The sequence below is a fragment of the Streptomyces sp. yr375 genome (assembly GCF_900110755.1).
Classification (GTDB): Bacteria; Actinomycetota; Actinomycetes; order Streptomycetales; family Streptomycetaceae; genus Streptomyces.
Genome location: NZ_FOFF01000009.1, coordinates 202,557 through 222,964 on the forward strand (window position 1 = coordinate 202,557; position 20,408 = coordinate 222,964).

At 71.7% G+C, this 20,408-nt stretch carries 15 protein-coding genes; 4 read left to right on the forward strand and 11 right to left on the reverse strand.

All coding sequences use genetic code 11. The features are described 5' to 3' along the window. Positions 1-62 precede the first annotated feature (62 nt). The 3 genes from pulA to BMZ82_RS12855 all read left to right on the forward strand — a co-directional run bounded on the left by pulA (position 63) and on the right by BMZ82_RS12855 (position 7,592). Positions 63-5,453, forward strand: a complete 5,391-nt coding sequence (pulA, locus tag BMZ82_RS12845) for a pullulanase-type alpha-1,6-glucosidase (protein WP_256251878.1) — start codon at positions 63-65, stop codon at positions 5,451-5,453. Between the two features lie 100 nt (positions 5,454-5,553). Next, on the forward strand, positions 5,554-7,194 hold the full coding sequence (locus BMZ82_RS12850; RefSeq protein ID WP_093774976.1) for a fused response regulator/phosphatase: 1,641 nt from the start codon (positions 5,554-5,556) through the stop codon (positions 7,192-7,194). 35 nt (positions 7,195-7,229) lie between these two features. Continuing rightward, positions 7,230-7,592, forward strand: coding sequence for a 5-carboxymethyl-2-hydroxymuconate Delta-isomerase (locus BMZ82_RS12855; protein WP_093774978.1), 363 nt, complete (start codon positions 7,230-7,232; stop codon positions 7,590-7,592). A gap of 21 nt (positions 7,593-7,613) precedes the next feature. On the opposite strand, the gene BMZ82_RS12860 is transcribed toward BMZ82_RS12855, so the two are convergent. The 5 genes from BMZ82_RS12860 to BMZ82_RS12880 all read right to left on the reverse strand — a co-directional run bounded on the left by BMZ82_RS12860 (position 7,614) and on the right by BMZ82_RS12880 (position 12,864). Next, positions 7,614-8,303: a TetR/AcrR family transcriptional regulator gene (locus tag BMZ82_RS12860; protein ID WP_093774980.1), complete on the reverse strand. Its 690-nt coding sequence runs from the start codon at positions 8,301-8,303 to the stop codon at positions 7,614-7,616. 69 nt (positions 8,304-8,372) lie between these two features. Beyond that, positions 8,373-9,407 (reverse strand): PDR/VanB family oxidoreductase, encoded by a 1,035-nt coding sequence (locus BMZ82_RS12865; RefSeq protein WP_093774982.1) that lies wholly within the window; start codon positions 9,405-9,407, stop codon positions 8,373-8,375. Further along, positions 9,407-10,312 (reverse strand): metal-dependent hydrolase, encoded by a 906-nt coding sequence (locus BMZ82_RS12870; RefSeq protein WP_093774984.1) that lies wholly within the window; start codon positions 10,310-10,312, stop codon positions 9,407-9,409. Before BMZ82_RS12870 ends, BMZ82_RS12865 begins: the two co-directional genes overlap by 1 nt. Before the next feature lie 65 nt (positions 10,313-10,377). Continuing rightward, positions 10,378-12,303 (reverse strand): hypothetical protein, encoded by a 1,926-nt coding sequence (locus BMZ82_RS12875; RefSeq protein WP_093774987.1) that lies wholly within the window; start codon positions 12,301-12,303, stop codon positions 10,378-10,380. Positions 12,304-12,348: 45 nt separating this feature from the next. Beyond that, positions 12,349-12,864 carry a tetratricopeptide repeat protein gene (locus tag BMZ82_RS12880; RefSeq protein ID WP_256251879.1) on the reverse strand — a complete coding sequence of 172 codons (516 nt, stop codon included), beginning with the start codon at positions 12,862-12,864 and terminating at the stop codon, positions 12,349-12,351. Positions 12,865-12,967: 103 nt separating this feature from the next. On the opposite strand from BMZ82_RS12880, the gene BMZ82_RS12885 reads away from it, so the two are divergent. Continuing rightward, positions 12,968-13,423, forward strand: coding sequence for a hypothetical protein (locus BMZ82_RS12885; RefSeq protein WP_093774991.1), 456 nt, complete (start codon positions 12,968-12,970; stop codon positions 13,421-13,423). Between the two features lie 114 nt (positions 13,424-13,537). Here the strand turns inward: BMZ82_RS12885 and BMZ82_RS12890 are convergent, their stop codons facing one another. The 6 genes from BMZ82_RS12890 to glnII all read right to left on the reverse strand — a co-directional run bounded on the left by BMZ82_RS12890 (position 13,538) and on the right by glnII (position 20,408). Then, positions 13,538-15,172 (reverse strand): DUF1996 domain-containing protein, encoded by a 1,635-nt coding sequence (locus tag BMZ82_RS12890; protein WP_093774993.1) that lies wholly within the window; start codon positions 15,170-15,172, stop codon positions 13,538-13,540. 171 nt (positions 15,173-15,343) lie between these two features. Beyond that, positions 15,344-16,000 (reverse strand): LuxR C-terminal-related transcriptional regulator, encoded by a 657-nt coding sequence (locus BMZ82_RS12895; protein WP_093774995.1) that lies wholly within the window; start codon positions 15,998-16,000, stop codon positions 15,344-15,346. Beyond that, on the reverse strand, positions 15,985-17,265 hold the full coding sequence (locus tag BMZ82_RS12900; RefSeq protein WP_093774997.1) for a sensor histidine kinase: 1,281 nt from the start codon (positions 17,263-17,265) through the stop codon (positions 15,985-15,987). Before BMZ82_RS12900 ends, BMZ82_RS12895 begins: the two co-directional genes overlap by 16 nt. Before the next feature lie 52 nt (positions 17,266-17,317). Continuing rightward, positions 17,318-18,370 carry an NAD-dependent epimerase/dehydratase family protein gene (locus tag BMZ82_RS12905; protein ID WP_093774999.1) on the reverse strand — a complete coding sequence of 351 codons (1,053 nt, stop codon included), beginning with the start codon at positions 18,368-18,370 and terminating at the stop codon, positions 17,318-17,320. A gap of 83 nt (positions 18,371-18,453) precedes the next feature. Beyond that, positions 18,454-19,050 carry a winged helix-turn-helix domain-containing protein gene (locus BMZ82_RS12910; protein WP_093775001.1) on the reverse strand — a complete coding sequence of 199 codons (597 nt, stop codon included), beginning with the start codon at positions 19,048-19,050 and terminating at the stop codon, positions 18,454-18,456. A 326-nt stretch (positions 19,051-19,376) separates the two neighbouring features. Then, complete coding sequence (glnII, locus tag BMZ82_RS12920) at positions 19,377-20,408, reverse strand: glutamine synthetase (protein WP_093775005.1); 1,032 nt, start codon at positions 20,406-20,408, stop codon at positions 19,377-19,379.

Here is a 20,408-nt window from a genome sequence, read left to right on the forward strand (position 1 = left end):
AAAAGCGCAAGTGAGCCGCAATCCGCTAGGAGTTCCCGCCTGTGACACCGAGAAGACGGATCGTGGCCGTCACCGTCGCCGCGCTCGCCGCAGCCCTCGTGCAGCCCCTCACCGCCCACGCGGACGCCCCGCCCCCGCCGCCGTCCGACGCGAAACTGGCCGCCGCCCCCGCCCGGCACGACGACACACGTGAGCAGTTCTACTTCGTCATGCCGGACCGGTTCGCCAACGGGGACACCGCCAACGACACCGGCGGGCTCACCGGTTCACGTCTCACCACCGGCTACGACCCCACCGACAAGGGTTTCTACCAGGGCGGCGACCTCAAGGGCCTGACCAGGAAGCTCGACTACATCAAGGGCCTCGGCACCACCGCCCTGTGGATGGCCCCGATCTTCAAGAACCAGCCCGTGCAGGGGACGGGGAGTAACGCCTCCGCCGGCTACCACGGTTACTGGATCACCGACTTCACCCAGGTCGACCCGCACTTCGGCACCAACAAGGACCTGGAGACCCTCATCTCCAAGGCGCACGCCAAGGGCATGAAGGTCTTCTTCGACGTCATCACCAACCACACCGCCGACGTCGTCGACTACCAGGAGAAGTCCTACGACTACCTGTCCAAGGGCGCGTTCCCGTATCTGACCAAGGACGGCGAGCCCTTCGACAACGCCGACTACGCGGCCGGCGGCCGGAAGTTCCCCGCCGTGGACGCCGGTTCCTTCCCGCGCACCCCGACGGTCGCCGCCGCGAAGAAGAACGCCAAGGTCCCGTCCTGGCTCAACGACCCGACGATGTACCACAATCGCGGCGACTCGACCTACGCCGGTGAGTCGACGACGTACGGCGACTTCTCCGGGCTCGACGACCTGTGGACCGAGCGTCCCGAGGTCGTCACCGGGATGGAGAAGATCTACCAGCGCTGGGTGCGGGACTTCGACGTCGACGGCTTCCGGATCGACACCGTGAAGCACGTGGACATGGGGTTCTGGACGCAGTGGGCGACCGCGCTCGACGCGTACGCCAAGAAGCAGGGGCGCGACGACTTCTTCATGTTCGGCGAGGTCTACTCCGCCGATACGAACATCACCTCCCCGTACGTCACCCAGGGCCGCCTGGACGCCACGCTCGACTTCCCCTTCCAGGAGGCGGCCCGGCAGTACGCCTCCCAGGGCGGCAGCGCGCGGAAGCTGGCCTCGGTCTTCGCCGACGACTACAAGTACACGACCGACAAGGCCAACGCGTACGAGCAGGTCACCTTCCTCGGCAACCACGACATGGGCCGCATCGGCTACTTCCTGGAGCAGGACAACCCCAACGCCACGGACGCGCAGATCCTCGCCAAGGACCAGCTCGCCAACGAGCTGATGTTCCTCAGCCGAGGCAACCCGGTCGTCTACTACGGCGACGAGCAGGGCTTCACCGGCTCCGGCGGCGACAAGGACGCCCGCCAGACGATGTTCGCCTCGAAGACGCCCGACTACCTCGACGACGACGAGATCGGCACCGACCGCACCCACGCGAGCGACGCCTACGACACCGCCGCCCCGCTGTACCGCCAGATCAGCGCCCTCGCCAAGCTCCGCGCGGCGAACCCCGCCCTCACCGACGGCGTCCAGACCGAGCGCTACGCGGCCGACGGCCCCGGCGTCTACGCCTTCTCCCGCAACGGCACGAGCAGCGGCAAGAGCAAGGCCACGGGCACGGGCACGGATACGACCGAGTACGTCGTCGCCTTCAACAACGCCGGTACGGCGTCGGAGGCGACCTTCGAAACCGGTTTCGCGAACACGGTGTTCCGGGGGATCTACGGCACGCACGAGTCGGCGACCACCGGTGCCGACAAGAAGATCACGGTGACCGTCCCGGCGGGCTCGGCCGTCGTCCTCAAGGCCACCCGCAAGCCGCCCGCCCCCGCCACCGAGCCGACCATCACCCTGCACGCCCCCGCCGCCGGCGCGACCGGCACCGTCGAGCTGACCGCCGACGTCGACGGCGGGCAGCTCAACCGGGTCGTCTTCGCCGCCCAGACCGGCAACGGCAAGTGGCGGACGCTGGGCTCCGCCGACCACACCCCCTACAAGGTCACGCAGAGCATCGACGCGGCCCTCCCGGCCGGAACAGCCCTGCGCTACAAGGCCGTTGTCGTCGACTCGGCCGGGCGCACGGCGAGTGCGAGCGCGGACTCCGTCACCGGTACCCCGCCCGCCGAGGAGACCCCCACCGCCTCCTCCCGGGACTACGCGATCGTCCACTACCAGCGCCCCGACGGCGACTACACCGACTGGGGTCTGTACGCGACGGGCGACCTGGCCGACGGCGAGTCGACCACCTTCCCGGACGGTCACCCCTTCGTCGGCCGTGACGCCTACGGGGCCTTCGCCTACGTCAAGTTGAAGCCGGGCGCGGCGAACGTCGGCTTCGTCGTCGTCGACCGCAACGGCGTCAAGGACGTCGCCGCCGACCGCACGATCGACGTCACGAAGACCGGTGAGGTCTGGATCGAGCAGGGCAAGGAGGCCGTACGGACGCAGCGGCCCGACGGCCTTCCGGCCCCGGACGCCACGAAGGCCGTCCTGCACTACCACCGCGCCGACGGGGACTACGACGGCTGGGGGCTGCACGTCTGGACGGGCGCGGCGAACCCCACCGAGTGGTCGAGCCCGCTGAAGCCGGTGCGCACCGACGCCTACGGCGCGGTCTTCGAGGTGCCGCTCAACACCGGTGCCACCAGCCTGAGTTACGTCCTCCACAAGGGCGACGAGAAGGACCTCCCCGCCGATCAGTCGCTCGACCTCACGGCGAACGGCCACGAGGTGTGGCTGCTGAACGGCCAGGAGAAGTACCTGCTGCCGCAGCCGGCCGCTGCTGCGGCGGCGCTGGACCTGACCACCGCCAAGGCGGTCTGGATCGACCGGAACACGGTCGCCTGGAACGGCTCCGAAGCCGCCGCCTCCACCCAACTCCTGTACAGCGGGGAGGGGTTGATCAAGGTCGCGGACGGCAGGCTCACCGGAGCCGCCAAGTGGCTGCGGCTGACGAGGACCGCCCTCACCGACGCCCAGAAGGCCAAGTTCCCGCACCTCAAGGCCTACACCGCGTGGTCCGTCGACCCGCGCGACCGGGACCGGGTGCGCGAGGCGCTCACCGGCCAGGTCGTCGCCACCCAACGGGCCGCGAACGGCGCGGTGTTGGCCGCGACGGGCGTGCAACTCGCGGGCGTGCTGGACGACCTGTACGCCGCCCACGCGACCAAGGCGCGGCTCGGCCCGACCTTCCACAACGGCCGTCCCACACTGGCCGTCTGGGCACCCACGGCACAGCGGGCGGCACTGGAACTCGACGGCTCCACCGTGCCGATGCGGCGCGACGACGCGACCGGAGTGTGGTCCGTCACCGGCCCCACGTCCTGGCGGAACAAGGCCTATCGGTACGCCGTGACCGTGTGGGCGCCCAGTGTCGGCAAGGTCGTCACCAACAAGGTCACCAACCCCTACTCGGTCGCCCTCACCACCGACTCCGCGCGCAGCCTGGTCGTCGACCTCGACGACACGTCCCTCGCGCCGAGCGGCTGGTCGGCGCTGCGCAAGCCGAAGGCCGTGCCGCTGCGGGCCGCCCGGATCCAGGAGCTGCACGTCCGCGACTTCTCCGTCGCCGACCCGACGGTCCCGGCCAAGGACCGGGGCGGCTATCTGGCCTTCACCGACCGGGACAGCGACGGCTCCAAGCACCTGCGGCAACTGGCGGCGGCCGGCACGTCGTACGTCCATCTGCTGCCCGTCTTCGACATCGCCACCATCCCCGAGAACAAGGCCGACCAGACGGCCACCGACTGCGACCTCGCCGCCTACCCGGCGGCCTCCGAACGCCAGCAGGAGTGCGTGACGGCGAGCGCCGCCAAGGACGCCTACAACTGGGGGTACGACCCGTACCACTACACGGTCCCCGAGGGGTCGTACGCCAGTGATCCGGACGGGACGGCCCGTACGGTCGAGTTCCGGAAGATGGTCGCGGCGCTCAACCGGGACGGGCTGAGGGTCGTCATGGACGTGGTCTACAACCACACGGCGGCGAGCGGGCAGGCGCAGGCCAGCGTCCTGGACCGGATCGTCCCCGGCTACTACCAGCGGCTGCTCGCCGACGGGTCGGTCGCCACCAGCACGTGCTGTGCGAACACGGCGACCGAGAACGCGATGATGGGCAAACTGGTCGTCGACTCGGTCGTCACCTGGGCCAGGGAGTACAAGGTCGACGGGTTCCGCTTCGACCTCATGGGGCACCAGCCGAAGGCCAACATCCTGGCCGTGCGCAAGGCGCTCGACGCGCTGACGCCCGCCAAGGACGGCGTCGACGGCAAGCGGATCATCCTCTACGGCGAGGGCTGGAACTTCGGCGAGGTCGCCGACGACGCCCGGTTCGTCCAGGCCACCCAGCAGAACATGGCCGGCACGGGCATCGCCACGTTCTCCGACCGGGCCCGGGACGCCGTACGCGGCGGCGGGCCGTTCGACGACGACCCCGGCGTCCAGGGCTTCGCCTCCGGGCTCTACACCGACCCCAACTCATCGACCGCCAACGGCAGTTCGGCGCAGCAGAAGGCGCGGCTGCTGCACTACCAGGACCTCGTCAAGGTCGGCCTGTCCGGAGACCTCGCCGCCTACCGCTTCACCGACACCGACGGCAAGGAGGTCACCGGCGCCGAGGTCGACTACAACGGCGCCCCGGCGGGCTACGCGGCCGCGCCCGGCGACGCCCTCGCCTACGTCGACGCGCACGACAACGAGTCCCTGTTCGACGCCCTCGCCTACAAGCTGCCGGCCGGCACCTCCGCGGCCGACCGCGCCCGTATGCAGGTCCTCGCGCTGGCCACCGCCGCCCTCTCCCAGGGGCCCGCGCTGTCCCAGGCGGGCAGCGACCTGCTGCGCTCCAAGTCCCTGGACCGCAACTCCTACGACAGCGGCGACTGGTTCAACGCGATCCACTGGAACTGCGCCGCAGGCAACGGCTTCGGGCACGGACTACCGCCGGCCGCCGACAACGCGTCCAAGTGGTCTTACGCCAAACCCCTGTTGACCACCGTCACCGTCGGCTGCCCACAGATCACCGCGACCTCCGCCGCCTACCTGGACCTGCTGCGGATCCATGCGACGGAGCCGGTGTTCTCCCTCGCGACGGCCGCGCAGGTGCAGTCGGCGCTGTCCTTCCCGCTGTCCGGCAAGGACGAGACACCCGGAGTCGTCACCATGCGGCTCGGCGACCTGGTCGTCGTCTTCAACGCGACGCCCACCGCGCAGCGGCAGACCGTCGACGCGCTCGCCGGGTCGGCATACCGACTGCACCCGGTCCAGGCGGCGGGGGCGGACGCCACCGTCAAGTCGTCGTCGTACGCGGCGAGTTCGGGCACCTTCACCGTGCCGGGCCGCACCGTGGCGGTGTTCTCCCGGACGCCCTAGACAGGGGTACTACCTTGGTGGAGCAGGCTTGGTGGAGCAGGTATTGAACCAGGTCTGCTCCGAGGAGTTCAGTCCAAGGGTCGAGTCCGAGGGTTGGCACATGGACGTCAGCGGCAGACGGACCGGCACGACCGTGCTCGTCGTGGACCCCACGTCGGCCGGCCGGTTCGCCCTGGGCGCGGTGCTGCGCCGGGCCGGGCACGAGGTCGTCGCGGTCGGCACCGGCGCCGAGGCGCTCGTCGAACTGGACGTCCGGCGGCGCAAGGGCGCGCTGCCGGACGTGGCGCTCGTCGGCCTCGACCTGCCCGACATGAGCGGCTTCGAGCTGTGCCGCCGGCTCAAGGCCCGGCCGCACATGGCCGGTCTGCCCGTCGTGCACTTCTCGGCCGGTGAGCCGGCCCCCGGCGAGCGCGCCGAGGGGCTGGAGGCGGGCGGCGAAGCCCATCTGGCGATGCCCGCCGAGCCCGCCGAGATCGACGCCGTGGTCCGGGCCGCGGTGCGGGCCGCCCGGCTGCGCGCCGACGACCAGGCGGCGACGCGGCGGCTGACGGTGCTGTCGGAGGCGATCGTCACCATCCAGGCGGCGCGCTCCCCGCAGGAACTCGCCGACGCCGCCGCCGAGGGCGCAGCGCGGCTGACCGGCGCGCCCGCCGCCGTCTTCGTCCTCGGCCCGGACGACGAGCTGTACCGCGCGCTCTCCCGCAACCGCACCACCCTCGCGCTGCCGGACGCGGGCGCCCACCGGGCCGTCGCCGCCCTGCTGCGCCGCCTCGGCCACGGGCCGGCCGGGCACGCGGGGGTGCGGATCACCACCGTGCCCGCGCCGCAGTGGCCCGCCGGGTTCTTCCGGCCGCAGGTGCGGCACGACGCCCGGCTGGTGCTGATCCCCACCCAGGACGGCCGGGCCTCGGTGTGCCTGGCCACCCCCACCCGCGGGGTCCGCCGGGTGGACCCCGAGACCGAGTCCCTGCTCGCCCGGCTCGCCCAGGCCGCCGTGCTCGCCGCCGAGCCGCTGCTCATGTACCAGGTCGAACGGCACGTCGCCCTCACCCTCCAGCACAGCTTCCTGCCCCAGCCGCACCGGCTGCCCGAGCTGCCGGGCGTCGACGTCGTCGTCCGCTATGTGCCCGCGTCCCGGGAGACCGAGATCGGCGGCGACTTCTACGCCGCCCTGAACACCGGGGACGGGGTGCTGGCGGCGGTCGGCGACGTCGTCGGGCACTCGCTGGAGGCGGCCACCGTGATGGTCGAGATCCGGCACGCGCTGCGCGCCTACTGCGTCGACGAGAGCGACCCGGCCGTGCTCGCCGAGCGTCTCGACCGGATGCTGCGGCGCTACCACCCCGAGGCCACGGCGACCGTCTGCCTGGTGTTGATCGACCCCGCCACCGGCCGCACCCGCATCGCCAACGCCGGGCACATCCCGCCGCTGATCGTCCGAGGCACCCGCGACACCCGCGACGCCGACTACGCCAAGGCGGCCGGCCCCCTGCTCGGCCTGGGCGTGCCGCACCCGGCCCCCACCGAACTGTTCCTCGAACCCACCGACCGGCTCCTCATGGTCACCGACGGTCTGATCGAGACCCGGGGCACCGACCTCGCCGTCTCGATGGAGCACCTGCGCGCGGCGGCCACCGGCGCCATGCCGGGCCTGGACGCCCTCTGCGACACCCTCCTCACCTGCTTCGACCACGACCGGGAGGACGACATCGCCATGCTGGCCCTGCGGCTGACGAACTAGGCTGAGCGCAGTCTGTTCCTAGAACGGGAGTGCCCATGCCGCAGATCAGCGTCGACTACTCGACCACGATGGAGTCCGCCTTCGACCGGTCCGGGTTCGCGCGGGCCCTGCACACCTCGGTGGTCGAGATCGCCGCCGCCAAGCCGGAGGCCTGCAAGACCCTGTTCCGGCCGTCCGACTTCACCGCGTTCGGCTACGACGACCCCGAGGACCGGCGGCACGCGGTCGTCCACGTCACGCTCGGGCTGCTCGCCGGCCGCACCGACGAGACGAAGGCGAAGCTCACCGAGACCGTGTTGGAGCTGCTGCGCGAGCACGTCAAGGACGACACGTTCGTGCTGCACGCCTCCGCCGAGGTCCGCGACCTCGACCCGTCGTACCGCAAGCACGAGAGCTAGGACCGGCGCACCGGGCCGGGCTCAGGACGCGAGCGCGATGAGCCGGTTGGCCAGGTCCCCGAACGGGCCGTCGGCCGGCTCGCCGCCCAGCATCGGCCGCAGCAGCGTCCGCAGCTCGTCGTCGTAGGCCGCGCCGACGGCGGTCAGCGCGGCGAAGTCGCGCACGAGCTGCACCTCCAGCTCCTCGCGCGGGATGCGCCGCCCGTCCAGCCAGATCAGCGCGGTCGACTCGGCGAGTGAGATCCACGAGCGGACGATCAGTTCGAGCCGCGCCGGCGGATCGGTGATGCCCAGATGCGACAGGATCTGTTCGTAGGCGATCTGGCGTACGGAGTCGACGAGTGCGTTCGTCGTCGAGGAGCCGACCGCCGGGCCGCCGCGCATCAGGGCCGAGAAGCCCGGGCCGTGCGCGTCGACGAAGTCGAAGAACCGGTGCATCACGCGCCGCAGCCGGGCACCGAGCGGCCCCTCGCGCGGCTCGCTGAACCGGCTCGCCAGATCCTCCGACGCCCGCTTCAACGCGGCCTCGTACAGGCTGAGTTTGCCGGGGAAGTAGTGGTAGACGAGGGGCCGCGAGATGCCCGCCGCGGCGGCTATCTCGTCGATGGAGACCTCGTCGGGCGAGCGCTGGGCGAACAGTTCGAGGGCGACGCCGATCAACTGCTGCCGACGCTCCTCGACTCCCATTCTGCGACGAACCCCGGTAGTCATACGAATACCTTACCGATCGGATCCGGACGCCAACGGACCGGACCGGATCAGACGTTCACCTTGTTTCTGTCACATATCCAGCACCAGGCGTCGACTTCGCGCCCGCGAGACACAGAGCAGCATCGAGTCGGCGCGCTCCGCGTCGCCGAGCAACTCGTCCCGGTGGTCCACCTCGCCGGCCAGCACCCGCTGCCGGCAGGTCCCGCAGAAACCCTGCTCGCACGAGTAGGCGGTGTCCGGCAACGCGGCGCGTACGGCGGCCAGCGCGGTCGAGTCGGCGGGGACGGTCAACACCCGCCCGCTGCGCCGCAGTTCGACCTCGAAGGCGGTGCCGTCACGGAGCGAACCCGGCGCGAACCGCTCCAGCCGGACATGCGGCACCCGCTCCGCCACCGCCGCCATGAGCCCCTCCGGACCACAGCAGTAGACGGCCGCCCCCTCGGGCAGGTCCGTCAGCAGCGCGTCGAGATCCGGCCGCCCCTCCACCACCGTCACCTGGTCCCCGCCGAGTCTCTCGACCTCCGCCAGGAACGGCATCGAGGCCCGTGTCCGACCGGCGAGAACCAGCCGCCACCGGGCGTCCTCCGGCAGCGCCCGCAGCATGGGCAGCAGCGGCGTGATCCCGATGCCCCCGGCGACGAACACGTACGAGGGCGCGGCGACGAGCGGGAAACGGTTCCGCGGCCCCCGCACCTCGACCTCGCTCCCCTCCCGCAGCAGCTCGTGCACCTCGCGCGAGCCGCCGCGCCCGCCCCGCCCCTCCGCCACGAGCCGGACGGCGACCGTGTAGGCGGCGGAGTCCGCCGGGTCCCCGCACAGCGAGTACTGCCGCACCCGCCCCGACGGCAGCACCAGATCGACATGCGCCCCCGGCTCCCAGCCCGGCAACCGCCCGCCCTCCAGGCGCAGTTGGACGACCCCCTCGGCGACGATCGCCCGCGCGGCCACCCGCAGCCGCAGCGCCCGCGACCGGGGCCGCCCGGAGACCGGCTCCGCCAGCGCGGGCATCGGCCACAGCGGCGACACCCGGATCCGACGCCGCAGCGCCAGCCGCGCGAACAGCGCCGCACCGGCGACGGTGACCAGGGTCAGCGGCCTCGGCATCAGCGGGCCCCCTCTTCCGGGGCGAGCGCCGCGAGAGCCGCGAGCGCGGCGGGCGAAGAGGCCAGATAGGCCACCGCCTGCTCGGTGGACCCCTCCTGCGACGGGTGGTACGCGCGGCTCAGATAGCGCGGAACGGACCGCAGCAGGTCACCGGTCGCGGGCAGTGTGCCCTGCCTGCCGCGCCGGTAAAACTCCCGCAAGGAGGCGCGGCCGTCGACGAGGGTCGGGTCGTTCGCCATGAAGAAACGGGTGCCGCGCTGCCACAGGAACACCAGCGCCGCGAACGCCGTCGCCCAGGTCCGCGCCCGCCGCCGGTAGCCGCCGTCGACATGCGTGAACAGGTCGAACGCGACGGACCGGTGCTCCACCTCCTCCGCACCGTGCCAGCGCAGCAGGTCCAGCATGGTCGGGTCCGCGCCCCGCCGGTCCAACTCCCCCGCGTTCAGCACCCAGTTGCCGAGAAACGCCGTGTAGTGCTCGATCGCCGCTATCAGCGCCACCCGCTCCATCAGCCACCAGCGCCGGGCCCGCCCCGGCGGCAGGGCACGGTCGCCGAGCAGCCGCTCGAAGAACCAGTCGACCTGCGCGGTGTACGGCGTCGGGTCGAGCCCCTGCTCCCGCAGATGCGGCAGCACCTCGTCGTGCGCCTGCGCGTGCGTCGCCTCCTGCCCGATGAACCCGATGACGTCCGCCCGCAGCCGCTCGTCCCGGATGTACGGCAGCACCTGCTTGTACACGTGCACGAACCACCGCTCACCGGCCGGCAGCAGCAGGTGCAGCACGTTGATGGTGTGCGTGGTGAAGGGGTCCCCGGGCACCCAGTGCAGCGGGGTGCCCTCCCAGGCGAAGGACACCTTGCGCGCCGTGAGGGGCACCCGGTCTTCCGGCGCGGGCTTGTTGGACATGACGTCAATGTACTGACGGGTAGCGCGCAGGTGAACCCCCGCGCGACGACTTCGCGGACGACCGCTCAGCGCAGCCCGCTGACCGACCGCCCGTCCGTCAGCTTCCCCTCCAGGCCGGCCTGCGCGCCCTGCTTCGCCGGCACCGTCAGCAGGTTGCCCTCGCCCGAGCCGCGTACGCCGCCCGTGGACCGGATGGACGCCGTCGCCTTGTCGCCGGCCGCGAGCAGGTACCAGTGGCCGCCCTTCGACTTCCACAGCACCCCGGCCAGTACGTGCGGATCGCGCGGTCCGCACGCCGGCACGTCCCCGGCCTTCGCCACGGCCGCCCCGAACAGCCCGCCCGGCGTGTGGAACTGGGCCAGCACCCGGCTCCCGTCGCCCCGCCAGGTCTCGGCGCGGGTGCACACCCAGGCCGCCGAGCCGCTCGCGTCGGGCAGTCGCTGCCGCGTGTACGCCCACGCGTTGACCGTCCGTACGCCCTGCCCGCGCGCGTCGGCCAGCGAGCAGGCGAACGGCGCCCAGGTCCGCAGCGCCTCCGGGCCGGTCGCCTCCCCGGGCGCGGCCGGGCGGCCCGCGGTGAGGCGGGCGGGGACGAGTTCGCCGAGGTCGCTGAGGAGGTGGCTGCCGGTGGCGTCGGTCAGTTGGAGCACGTTCCACGTCGTGCAGGCGCCGGTCTGGGTGGCCGGGCTGGCCAGCGGTGAGGTGATGCCGTCCGTCAGCGTCAGGCGCAGCACCCCGGCGCCCGGCTTCGACAGGTCCCGCGCGCCGGCCTTCGTCACCCAGGGGGCCGTCAGATAGCGGACGTTGCCGTCGGCCCGGTCCAGCACCAGCGCGCCCGCCTCCGCGCCGGTCGCGCCGTCGACCCGCGCGAAGTCCAGGGCCGCCCCGGCCGTGCCGTCCTTCGGCTCGGCGTAACGGGCGATGCGCAGACCGTCGTAGAGGATCACCACGCGCGCGTTGTCGACGTCGCCCGCGTACAGGAGCTGCGGCGGGCCTGCGGGGCCGCCGAAGGGGGTCTCCGGGGTGGCGGAGACGCGGACCTTCTCGCTGGGGCGGGCCCACACGGCGAGGGCGCGGCGCAGCAGCGCGGTGTCGCCGGTGAGCGGGCCGCGCGCGGGCCACGCCGAGAAGTCGGTGCGCGGGGACGTCTTCCAGGCGGCGGGGGAGACCTTCACCAGCCGCCCGGGGTCGAGCGCGGCCTCGGCGGCCGGGTTCTGCGCGTACACCGGGGCGGCCGCGCCGTCGGGTCCCCAGCCGTCGCCGGGCAGCGCGACCAGGGCGCCGCACACCGCGAGGGCCGCCGCGGCGGCGAGCGCCGCCCGGGTGTGCTGGCGGCGGCGCATCAGGTCGGTGGGCCGGGCCTGGAGCGAACAGGGGTCGAACTCGGGGGAGTCGAGCAGCGCGTACTGCGCGGCGGGGATCTGACCGGCCTCGCGCAGCGCGCCGGCCACGTCGTCGACGCCCGCCTCGGTCAGCACTTCGCGCACTTCGCCGTCGGGGAGTTTCTCGAGGCCGCGCAGGACGTAGGCGGCGCGCGCCGGGCCGGACAGCGCGGACAGCCGCTGGTCCAGGGCCAGTTCGTCGGCGCTGCCGGAACGCGGGAAGAGCCGCAGGCCCCACGCCTGGGGGAGCAGCGGCGGGAGCTGCGCGCGCTTGGGCCACGCCCGCAGCCGCAGCGGCAGCCCCGCCTCCAGCGCCGTACGCACCACCTGGAGGCGGACGTAGGCGTACCCGGGGTCGCCGTCGCGGCCGGTGGACTGGGCCGGGACGACGGGCGCGGCGGCGCGGCGGCGGGGCAGCGCGCGCTGGGCGAGGGCGTGGGCGGTGAGGACGCGCCGGCCGCGGCCGAGGCCTGGGGGCAGCACCAGATAGGCGAGCCGGACCAGACGCGGGTAGTGCTCGACGAGCGCGGCCTCGGCCTGCTCGACGTCGACGATCCGGTCGGCTGCGGAACCGGGTGCGGGGCGCGGGGCGACATCCTGTGACTGCACGCCCAGCAGAACGAGCGACGCGGGCGATGGTCACCGCCGAACGGGTCAGCCCGCGTCGGCGTCCTCGACCAGCGCCCGCGCGTAGGCGGCCATCGACCGCTGGTAGCGGGGCAGATGAGGGGCCAGCGCGCCGATCACCAGCGACAGGCCCTCGCGGTCGCGGCCCAGGCTGGACAGGCACAGCGCCAGACAGGCGCGTACGGCGTCGTCCAACTCGTCGGACGGGGCGTCCAGTTCGGGGGTGAGGAGCTTGACGCCCTCGTCGGCTTGGCCGATGTTGCGCAGCGAGCTGGAGAGTTGGATCTTGGCGCGGCGGGCCTTGTAGCCGCTCAGGTCGCCGAGGCCACGGGCCAGGGCCTCCCGGTACAGCGGGGCCGCCCGGTCCGAGTGGCCGGTCGAGTCCCAGGCGCAGGCCTGCTCGAAGAGGCCCAGCGGACTGCCCCCGGGAAGCTCGGCGACGAGCGCGTCGATCACGGCCCGGAACTCGGCCGCCCGCTCCTGCGGATAGTCGTCGAAGGTGGCCCAGGCGGCGGTCACGCGATCTTCCCAGTCTTGGTTCACCGGCCCACCCTCGCACGCGCGTGCCAGGTGGGGCACCGGTATTTTGAGCGCACCGCGCGCGGGAGCCGTATCCCCAGGGAGGCTCTTGCAGGGAGGAACACACATGAAGGTGACCCGATCGATGCTCGTGGCGGCAGCCGCCGCCGCGGCGGCGCTGGCGCTGACGGGCTGCGGTTCCGGCGGCGGCACGGCCGTGAAGGTGGACAGCGTGCCGGTGGCCGCGACCGGCAGCCTGGAGCACCTGGCCGCCGAGGTGAAGTGCACGCCCAACATGCAGACCGACGCCGACGAACTCCGGCAGGCCCTGTGCAAGACCACCGCGGGCAAGTTCATCCTGCTGACCTTCGCCACCGACCGCGGCCAGCGCGAGTGGATCAACGGGGCCAAGGACTACGGCGGTCACTACCTGGTCGGCCGCAAGTGGGTGGCCGTGGGCGAGGAGACCAGCACCGTCACCTCGCTGCGCAAGACGCTCGGCGGCGACATCGAGGAGGGCACGGACCACTCCGCGCACGCCTCCCAGGAGGCCTCGGACGGCGCGTCGCACTCCGCTCACTGAGCTCACTGAACAACGCGGGCAACACGAAAGCCGGCAACACAAAAGGCGGGCAGCACGAAAGGCCGGCGGTGAGGAATCCTCACCGCCGGCCTTTCGTGCTGTTGTGCTACGTGCCTACTTGCAGTTCTTGCCGGTGTTGATGCAGTTGACCATCTGGTTCATCGTGTTCGTGGAGAAGAAGTTGATGAAGTCGTTGTGGTCGGTGACCGGCTTGTGCAGGTTCTCCGGGAAGGTGTCCACCGCGTACGGGTTCACCACCGTGCCGTTCTGGAGCTTCGGGGCCGGAACGTTGTAGACCAGTCGGACCTGGAGCTGCGGGATCGCCTGGAAACCGTTGGCGCAGGTGCCGTCCGCCTGGACGAACGCCACGTGCGTACGGTGGTTGGCGCTGTCGATGTTCTTGCCGTCCCAGCAGCTCTGGAAGTTGGTCGTGCGCACCACCTGGCTGCCCTGCGGGCAGATCGGGTACTGGTCGTGCAACTGCACCTTGTTCTCGAAGCCGGTGCAGCTCCAGTTCACGTTGGCGTTCGCGTTGCCGTTGACGAAGGCCTTGGCGTCACCGGTGATGATGCGCAGGGCCGTCGGCATCGCGACGACCTTGCCCTTCTTGTTGCCGACGAACTTGAGCTGCGCCTGGGAGGCCTGGAGGATCTGGCCGACGTTGCCCTCCTTGCCACCACCGTCGTCGTTCTGGTCGAAGTCCTGCGTGCCGTTCTGGAGACGCAGCACCGGCCAGAAGTACGAGGACTTGTCGCCCTGGTTCTGGCAGCTCGTGCCGCCGTTCTCCAGGTCCTGGTCGCTCGCGAAGGCGTCGTTGTTCTGGTTGCCGACGTAGTCGTGCAGGTGGTGCGCGCCGTTCTTGACACCGGGGGCGACGATCACGTTGTCCGTGTTGTGGTTGTCGTTCCCGTTGGTGCCGCAGTTCGACGTGAAGCTGCCCTTGGAACCGCTGTTGCCGTTCGCCGGGAGACCGTTCTGGCCGACACCCAACTGCGCGTTGCCCTGGACCTTCGTGATGTCCACGAAGTCCGCGGCGACGGGGCCGTTGCCACCCTGGCCGTTCTGCTGCTGGCCGTTGTTGCCGTTGTTCTGCTGGCCACCGTTGTTCTGGCCGTTGTTCTGGCCGTTGTTGTTCTGGCCGCCGTTGTTCTGCTGGCCGCCGTTGTTCTGGCCGTTGTTCTGACCGTTGTTGTTCTGGCCCTGGCCGTTGTTCTGCTGGCCGTTGCCGCCGTTGTTCTGCTGACCGTTACCGGCCTGCCCGGCGTTGGTGTTCGCGCCCTGCGTGGTGCAGGCCGCGAGCTGGCTGAGCTGGTTGTTGAACTGACCACCGGAACGCTGGACGTTGATCCGGATCCGGTCGATCGTGGCCGCCCTCTTCTCCTTGAGGGGGCCGGTGATCGCGTTCTGCACGAACCCGGAGTCATTGGCCTGAGCCTGGCGGGTCGACGCGAGCCGCGTGTAAGCCTCGGTGATCTGCTTGTCGAGGTTCGCCAGCTCGGTCGCTACGCCTTGTTTCGCCCCGTTCGGAACGTTCGTCAGCTTCTGCCCCACATCTGGGCAGGAGATGGTGGCGACCTGCGCGCCCGCGGTGGCGGCCTTGGTCTGGTTCTGACCTGAGTTGTTCGACTCGTGCGCCGAAGCGTAGAAGTTCGCCCAGATCAGCCCGCCCCCACCGAGCGCTAGGGCCGCCGATGCTGCCACGGCCTTCGTGGCCATCGACGAACGGCGTTTACGTATGTTGCGTCCCATGGAACTCCTCTGACTTCCTTGCGGGGCAGCATCGAGGCGCCCGACAGGAGTGAAGCTGCTCCCTCATTTACGAACGTCGCCCCAGAGGTGTTCAGCCTTCTCGGAAATAGATGAGAGCTCCGTAAGACAAACCAGCCCCAACGCACACACAGTACACAGCGGTTGCACAGCTCACCGACCCCGGTCCAGATAGGCCAACACCGCCAACACCCTGCGGTTGTCGTCGTCGGAGACCTCCAAACCGAGCTTCAGAAAAATATTGGCGGTGTGCTTGGCGATCGCCCGCTCGGTGACGACCATTTTGGCGGCGATCGCCGCGTTCGACCGGCCCTGCGCCATCAGTTCCATGACTTCCCGTTCGCGCGGAGTGAGCCGGTCCACCGGCCCCTCCCCGTCGCCCGAACGCCGGGCCAGCAGTTGCCGGATCACCTCCGGATCCATCGCCGTACCGCCCGCCGCGACCCGCCGTACGGCGTCCACGAACTGCTCCGCGTCGAACACCCGGTCCTTCAGCAGATAGCCGACCCCGCCGGTGCCGTCGGCGAGCAACTCCCGTGCGTACAACTGCTCGACGTGCTGGGAGAGGACCAGCACCGGCAGCCCGGGCTTGCGGCGGCGGGCCTCGAGCGCGCACTGCAGGCCCTCGTCGGTGTGCGTCGGCGGCAGCCGGACGTCGACCACGGCGACGTCCGGCTCCAATTCGGCGAGGGCCCGCGCGAGTTCGGGCCCGCTCTCGACGGCGGCGGCGATCTCGAAGTCGTAGGCCTCCAGCAGCCGGACGAGACCGTCCCGCAGCAGGAACAGGTCCTCGGCTAGGACAACACGCAAGGGATCTCCATGGTCACCATGGTGGGACCGCCGGCGGGGGAGCCGACGGCCAGGACGCCGTCGAATGTACCCAGCCGCCGTTCCACCCCGGCCAGCCCCGAACCCGCCCCGATCACCGCGCCGCCCCTGCCGTTGTCGGTGACGGAGACCAGCAGCCGGCCGTCCGTGTGATGCAGGTCGACCCAGATCCGGTCGGCGCCGGAGTGCTTGACCGCGTTGGTCAGCACCTCGCTCACCGCGAAGTAGGCCGCCGACTCCACGGGCGCCTCCGCGCGGCCCGCTCCCAGCTCCACCGTCACCTCCGTCGCGACCGGCAGCCGCAGCGCCAACGCTTTTACGGCGTCGCCCAGTCCGCGTTCGGCCAGCACCGGCGGGTGGATGCCGCGCACCAGGTCGCGCAGTTCGGCGAGCGCCTCGGCGGACGACTCGCGGGTCTTCGCGAGGAGCTCCCTGGCCTTCGCCGGGTTCTTGTCGAGCAGCATCTCGACGGTGCCGAGGTCCATGCCCATCGCCACCAGCCGAGCCTGCGCCCCGTCGTGCAAGTCCCGTTCGATACGCCGCAGTTCGGCGGCCGAGGTGTCCACGGCGTCCCGCCGGGTCTCGGTCAACACCCGTACGCGCTCGGCCAGTTCGGCCTGACTGGGGGAGAGGAAGGCGCGGGTGAGACGGAAGTGGGCGTGCAGCGCGCGCACCGTGTACCGGTGGGCGGCGACGAGGACGACCGCGCCCAGCGCGCCGGCGGCGAGCGCGGTGCCCTGCCCGGCGACCGGCACGAAGGCGTACCAGTACGGCCCGTGCCCTGCGTCCGTCACGGCCCGCCACCCGCCGGCCGCCAGCGCGAACCCCTCCAGGGGGTAGACGAGCAGGAGCGGCGGCAGCAGCGCGGTCAGGAACCCCGCCGTCATGTCCACCGGCAGCCAGCGCAGGTCCCGCCAGGTCGCCGGGTCGCGCAGCAGCGCGAGGGTGAGCGTCCACGGGTTCGTGGTGGCGGGCAGCGGCCGGTACGCCGACGGGACGCGCACCCCGCCCCACCGCTCGGCGAGCGTCCGCCGCCAAGTGGCGTAGGCGCGCACCCCCTTGACCACAGGGGGCGTGGTGACGATCCCGATCCCGGCTGGTATCAGCGCCAAGGACACGAGGGAGAGGGTGACGCCCAGGACGGCCGCCGGCAGCGCCAGCACGGCCAGCCCGAGCCCCCGCCCGGCGGCGATGGCCATCCCCCGAGCCCTCGAACGCCCGTCGCTGCTCTTCGTGTTGGTGTTCATACGGCCAGTCTGGCCGAGCCACGCGCGACGGGCACGGGGCCGGGACCCCCGGTCAGGGGGTGGTGCCAGATACACCCCCGGCCGAGCTTCCGGCGATGCTCGTGCCCGCCGCGAGCACCTTCGCTTCCCTCTCCGGGTCCAGGCCCAGGGTCGGTCGGTCCGGGCGGCGGGGTGCCGTGCCGCCGATCGACCGCAGCCAGGTCCAGGTGTCGGCGACGGTCTCCTCGACGGGACGGCAGGCGAGGCCCGTCGCCAACGCCCGTGACACGTCGGCCGCGTGGAGCGCGTCGTGCATGTCGCTGCCCGGCGGCACCCATACGGGCAGCTCGGTCCACGGCGCGAGGCCCGCGCCGAGGACGATCTCCGGGGCCGTCCACCGCAGTTCGGCCGCAGCGCCGGTCGCCCGGACGCAGGCCTCCAGCAACTCGCCCATGGTGGCGTGCCCTTGACGGCTCATCAGGTTGTACGGGCCGCTCGACTCCCGCTCGACCGCCCCGAGGATCCACGCGGCGAGGTCACGGGCGTCGACGTACTGGAGGGGCAGTTCGCGCGGGCCGGGCGCGAGGACCGGGCCGCCGCGCGCGATCCGGGTCAGCCACCAGGGCAGCCGGCCGATGTTCTCGTACGGGCCGAGGATCAGCCCGGCCCGGACGAGGACGGCGGCGTCCGCGCCGAAGGCGTCGACGACGGCCAGCTCGCCGCCGCGCTTGTCCCGGGCGTAGTCGGTCGCGTCGGCCTCGGGTTCGGCGCCCTCGACGACGGGCGCGTCCTCGGTGTATCCGGCGGGCGGGGCCCAGGTGTACACCGAGCAGCTCGACACGTACACGTACCGGCGGGCGCGGCCCCGCAGCAGCCGCGCCGCCTCGTGCACCGCGCGGGGGGCCGCCGACCAGGTGTCGACGACGGCGTCCCAGTCCCCCTCACCGGGGGCGGCCAGCGTGTCGAGGCCGCCGGGCGCGGTGCGGTCGCCGGTCAGTGGGCGGACGCCGGGGGCGGGCGCGTGCCGCCCCCGGTTGAACACCGTCACGTCCCAGCCGCGCCCGAGGGCCGCCTCGACGACCGCCCGTCCCACGAACTCCGTACCGCCCAGCACCAGAAGTCTCATACCGGCGACTGTGCCCGGCCGGGGCGCGGAGCGGAACCACCCTCTGCCGAGAGCAGAGGGGGCGGAGGGGGCGGGACAGGGTCTCAGCGGGCGGTCGGCGGGGTGAACTTGTAGCCGACCCGGCGCACCGTCTGGATCGACTGGCGGTGCTGCGCGCCCAGCTTGCGGCGCAGCCGGGCGATGTGGACGTCGACCGTGCGGCCGTCGCCGACATGGCCGTAGCCCCACACCGTGGTGACGAGCTGGTCGCGGGTGTGCACCCGGTTCGGGTGCGCCACCAGGTGTGCGAGCAGCTCGAACTCCAGGTAGGTCAGGTCGAGTTGCCGCCCGTCCACCTCGGCGGTGCGCTGCACGGCGTCGATCCGCACGAGCGGCTCGCCGACGCCCTTCTCCGCCACCGGGACCGGCACCGGGGCTGGCGGGATTGGCTGGAACGGCTGGTGCTGGTCCGCCGGGATCAGCACCAGGTAGCCGACCATCGGGGGCCGGCCGGGCAGTGTGGGCAGGGTGTGCTGCGGTGCGGGCAGCCAGGTGGCGCCGGGCGGCAGCAGATCCGCGACGTCCACCACCTCGTCCGGGTCGACGGCCCGCAGCCGGTGCCGGGCGGCGCTCTGGGCGGGGCCGACGGGGCCGAAGGCGTTGGGGAGGAGAGCGGAGGACAGAGAACGAGTGGTCGCCATGAGAGGTCAGCTCTTTCGCGCGAGGAGTTCGTCGGGAGGGACGTACGTCGTCTCGCGTCGGCGAAGGCCGGGGTGTGCGGCTTTAGCGGGCCGACGCGTTCGTCGCGCGGCAACACACCCGGTCGAAGTCGTGGTGCTGACGGGAAGGCCAGAAGGGCTCGAGGTCATGGCGACCTGTCGCGGAGTACTTCTGGAAGCTGGCCATGGCCCCATTGAAGCAGACACATGCCCGTCACAGGAGCCTTCTTCTCACAGCTTGGACGCTTCCACGCAGAAAGGGGCGCCCACCGTGACGGTGGGCGCCCCTGTCAGGGAAGAACGGGGGATCAGACCTGGCCGGCCTTCTCCAGCGCCGAGCAGCAGGTGTCGACGATCAGCCGCGTCACCAGGTACGGGTCGACGTTGGCGTTGGGACGGCGGTCCTCGATGTACCCCTTGCCGTCCTGCTCGACCTGCCACGGGATGCGGACCGAGGCACCGCGGTTGGAGACGCCGTAGGAGTACTCGTTCCACGGGGCGGTCTCGTGCAGGCCCGTCAGGCGGTCGTCGATGCCGGCGCCGTAGTGCTTGACGTGGTCGAGCGGCTTCGAGCCCTCGCCGAGCGACTCGCATGCGGTGATGATCGCCTCGTAGCCCTCGCGCATGGCCTTCGTGGAGAAGTTGGTGTGCGCGCCCGCGCCGTTCCAGTCGCCCTTGACCGGCTTCGGGTCGAGGGTGGCGGAGATGCCGAAGTCCTCGGCGGTGCGGTAGAGCAGCCAACGGGCAACCCACAGGTGGTCGGAGACCTCAAGCGGCGAGACCGGACCGACCTGGAACTCCCACTGGCCGGGCATGACCTCGGCGTTGATGCCGGAGATCGCGAGACCGGCGGCCAGGCAGTTGTCCAGGTGCGCCTCGACGACCTCACGGCCGAAGATCTCGTCGGCGCCGACGCCGCAGTAGTAGCCGCCCTGCGGGGCCGGGAAGCCGCCCTTGGGGAAGCCGAGCGGGTAGCCGTCCTGGAAGAACGTGTACTCCTGCTCGATGCCGAAGATCGGCTCCTGACCGGCGAACTTCGCGGCGACCTCGGCGAGCGCGGCACGGGTGTTGGACGCGTGCGGCGTCATGTCGATCTCGAGGACCTCGCACAGGACGAGGATGTCGTCGCCGCCGCGGATCGGGTCGGGGCAGGTGAAGACCGGCTTGAGGACACGGTCCGAGGAGTGGCCCTCGGCCTGGTTCGTGGACGACCCGTCGAAGCCCCAGATCGGGAGCGCGTCCAGACCGACGGGCTCACCCGTGATGATCTTGGTCTTGGAGCGGAGCTTGGCGGTCGGCTGGGTGCCGTCGATCCAGATGTACTCAGCCTTGAAGGTCAC

Excerpts from the sequence above, each read along its gene's own strand:
- BMZ82_RS12850 (WP_093774976.1), top strand. The coding sequence starts at position 5,554 with ATGGACGTCAGCGGCAGACGGACCGGCACGACCGTGCTCGTCGTGGAC.
- BMZ82_RS12855 (WP_093774978.1), top strand. The coding sequence starts at position 7,230 with ATGCCGCAGATCAGCGTCGACTACTCGACCACGATGGAGTCCGCCTTC.
- BMZ82_RS12860 (WP_093774980.1), bottom strand. The coding sequence starts at position 8,303 with ATGACTACCGGGGTTCGTCGCAGAATGGGAGTCGAGGAGCGTCGGCAG.
- BMZ82_RS12865 (WP_093774982.1), bottom strand. The coding sequence starts at position 9,407 with ATGCCGAGGCCGCTGACCCTGGTCACCGTCGCCGGTGCGGCGCTGTTC.
- BMZ82_RS12870 (WP_093774984.1), bottom strand. The coding sequence starts at position 10,312 with ATGTCCAACAAGCCCGCGCCGGAAGACCGGGTGCCCCTCACGGCGCGC.
- BMZ82_RS12885 (WP_093774991.1), top strand. The coding sequence starts at position 12,968 with ATGAAGGTGACCCGATCGATGCTCGTGGCGGCAGCCGCCGCCGCGGCG.
- BMZ82_RS12890 (WP_093774993.1), bottom strand. The coding sequence starts at position 15,172 with ATGGGACGCAACATACGTAAACGCCGTTCGTCGATGGCCACGAAGGCC.
- BMZ82_RS12900 (WP_093774997.1), bottom strand. The coding sequence starts at position 17,265 with ATGAACACCAACACGAAGAGCAGCGACGGGCGTTCGAGGGCTCGGGGG.
- BMZ82_RS12905 (WP_093774999.1), bottom strand. The coding sequence starts at position 18,370 with ATGAGACTTCTGGTGCTGGGCGGTACGGAGTTCGTGGGACGGGCGGTC.
- BMZ82_RS12910 (WP_093775001.1), bottom strand. The coding sequence starts at position 19,050 with ATGGCGACCACTCGTTCTCTGTCCTCCGCTCTCCTCCCCAACGCCTTC.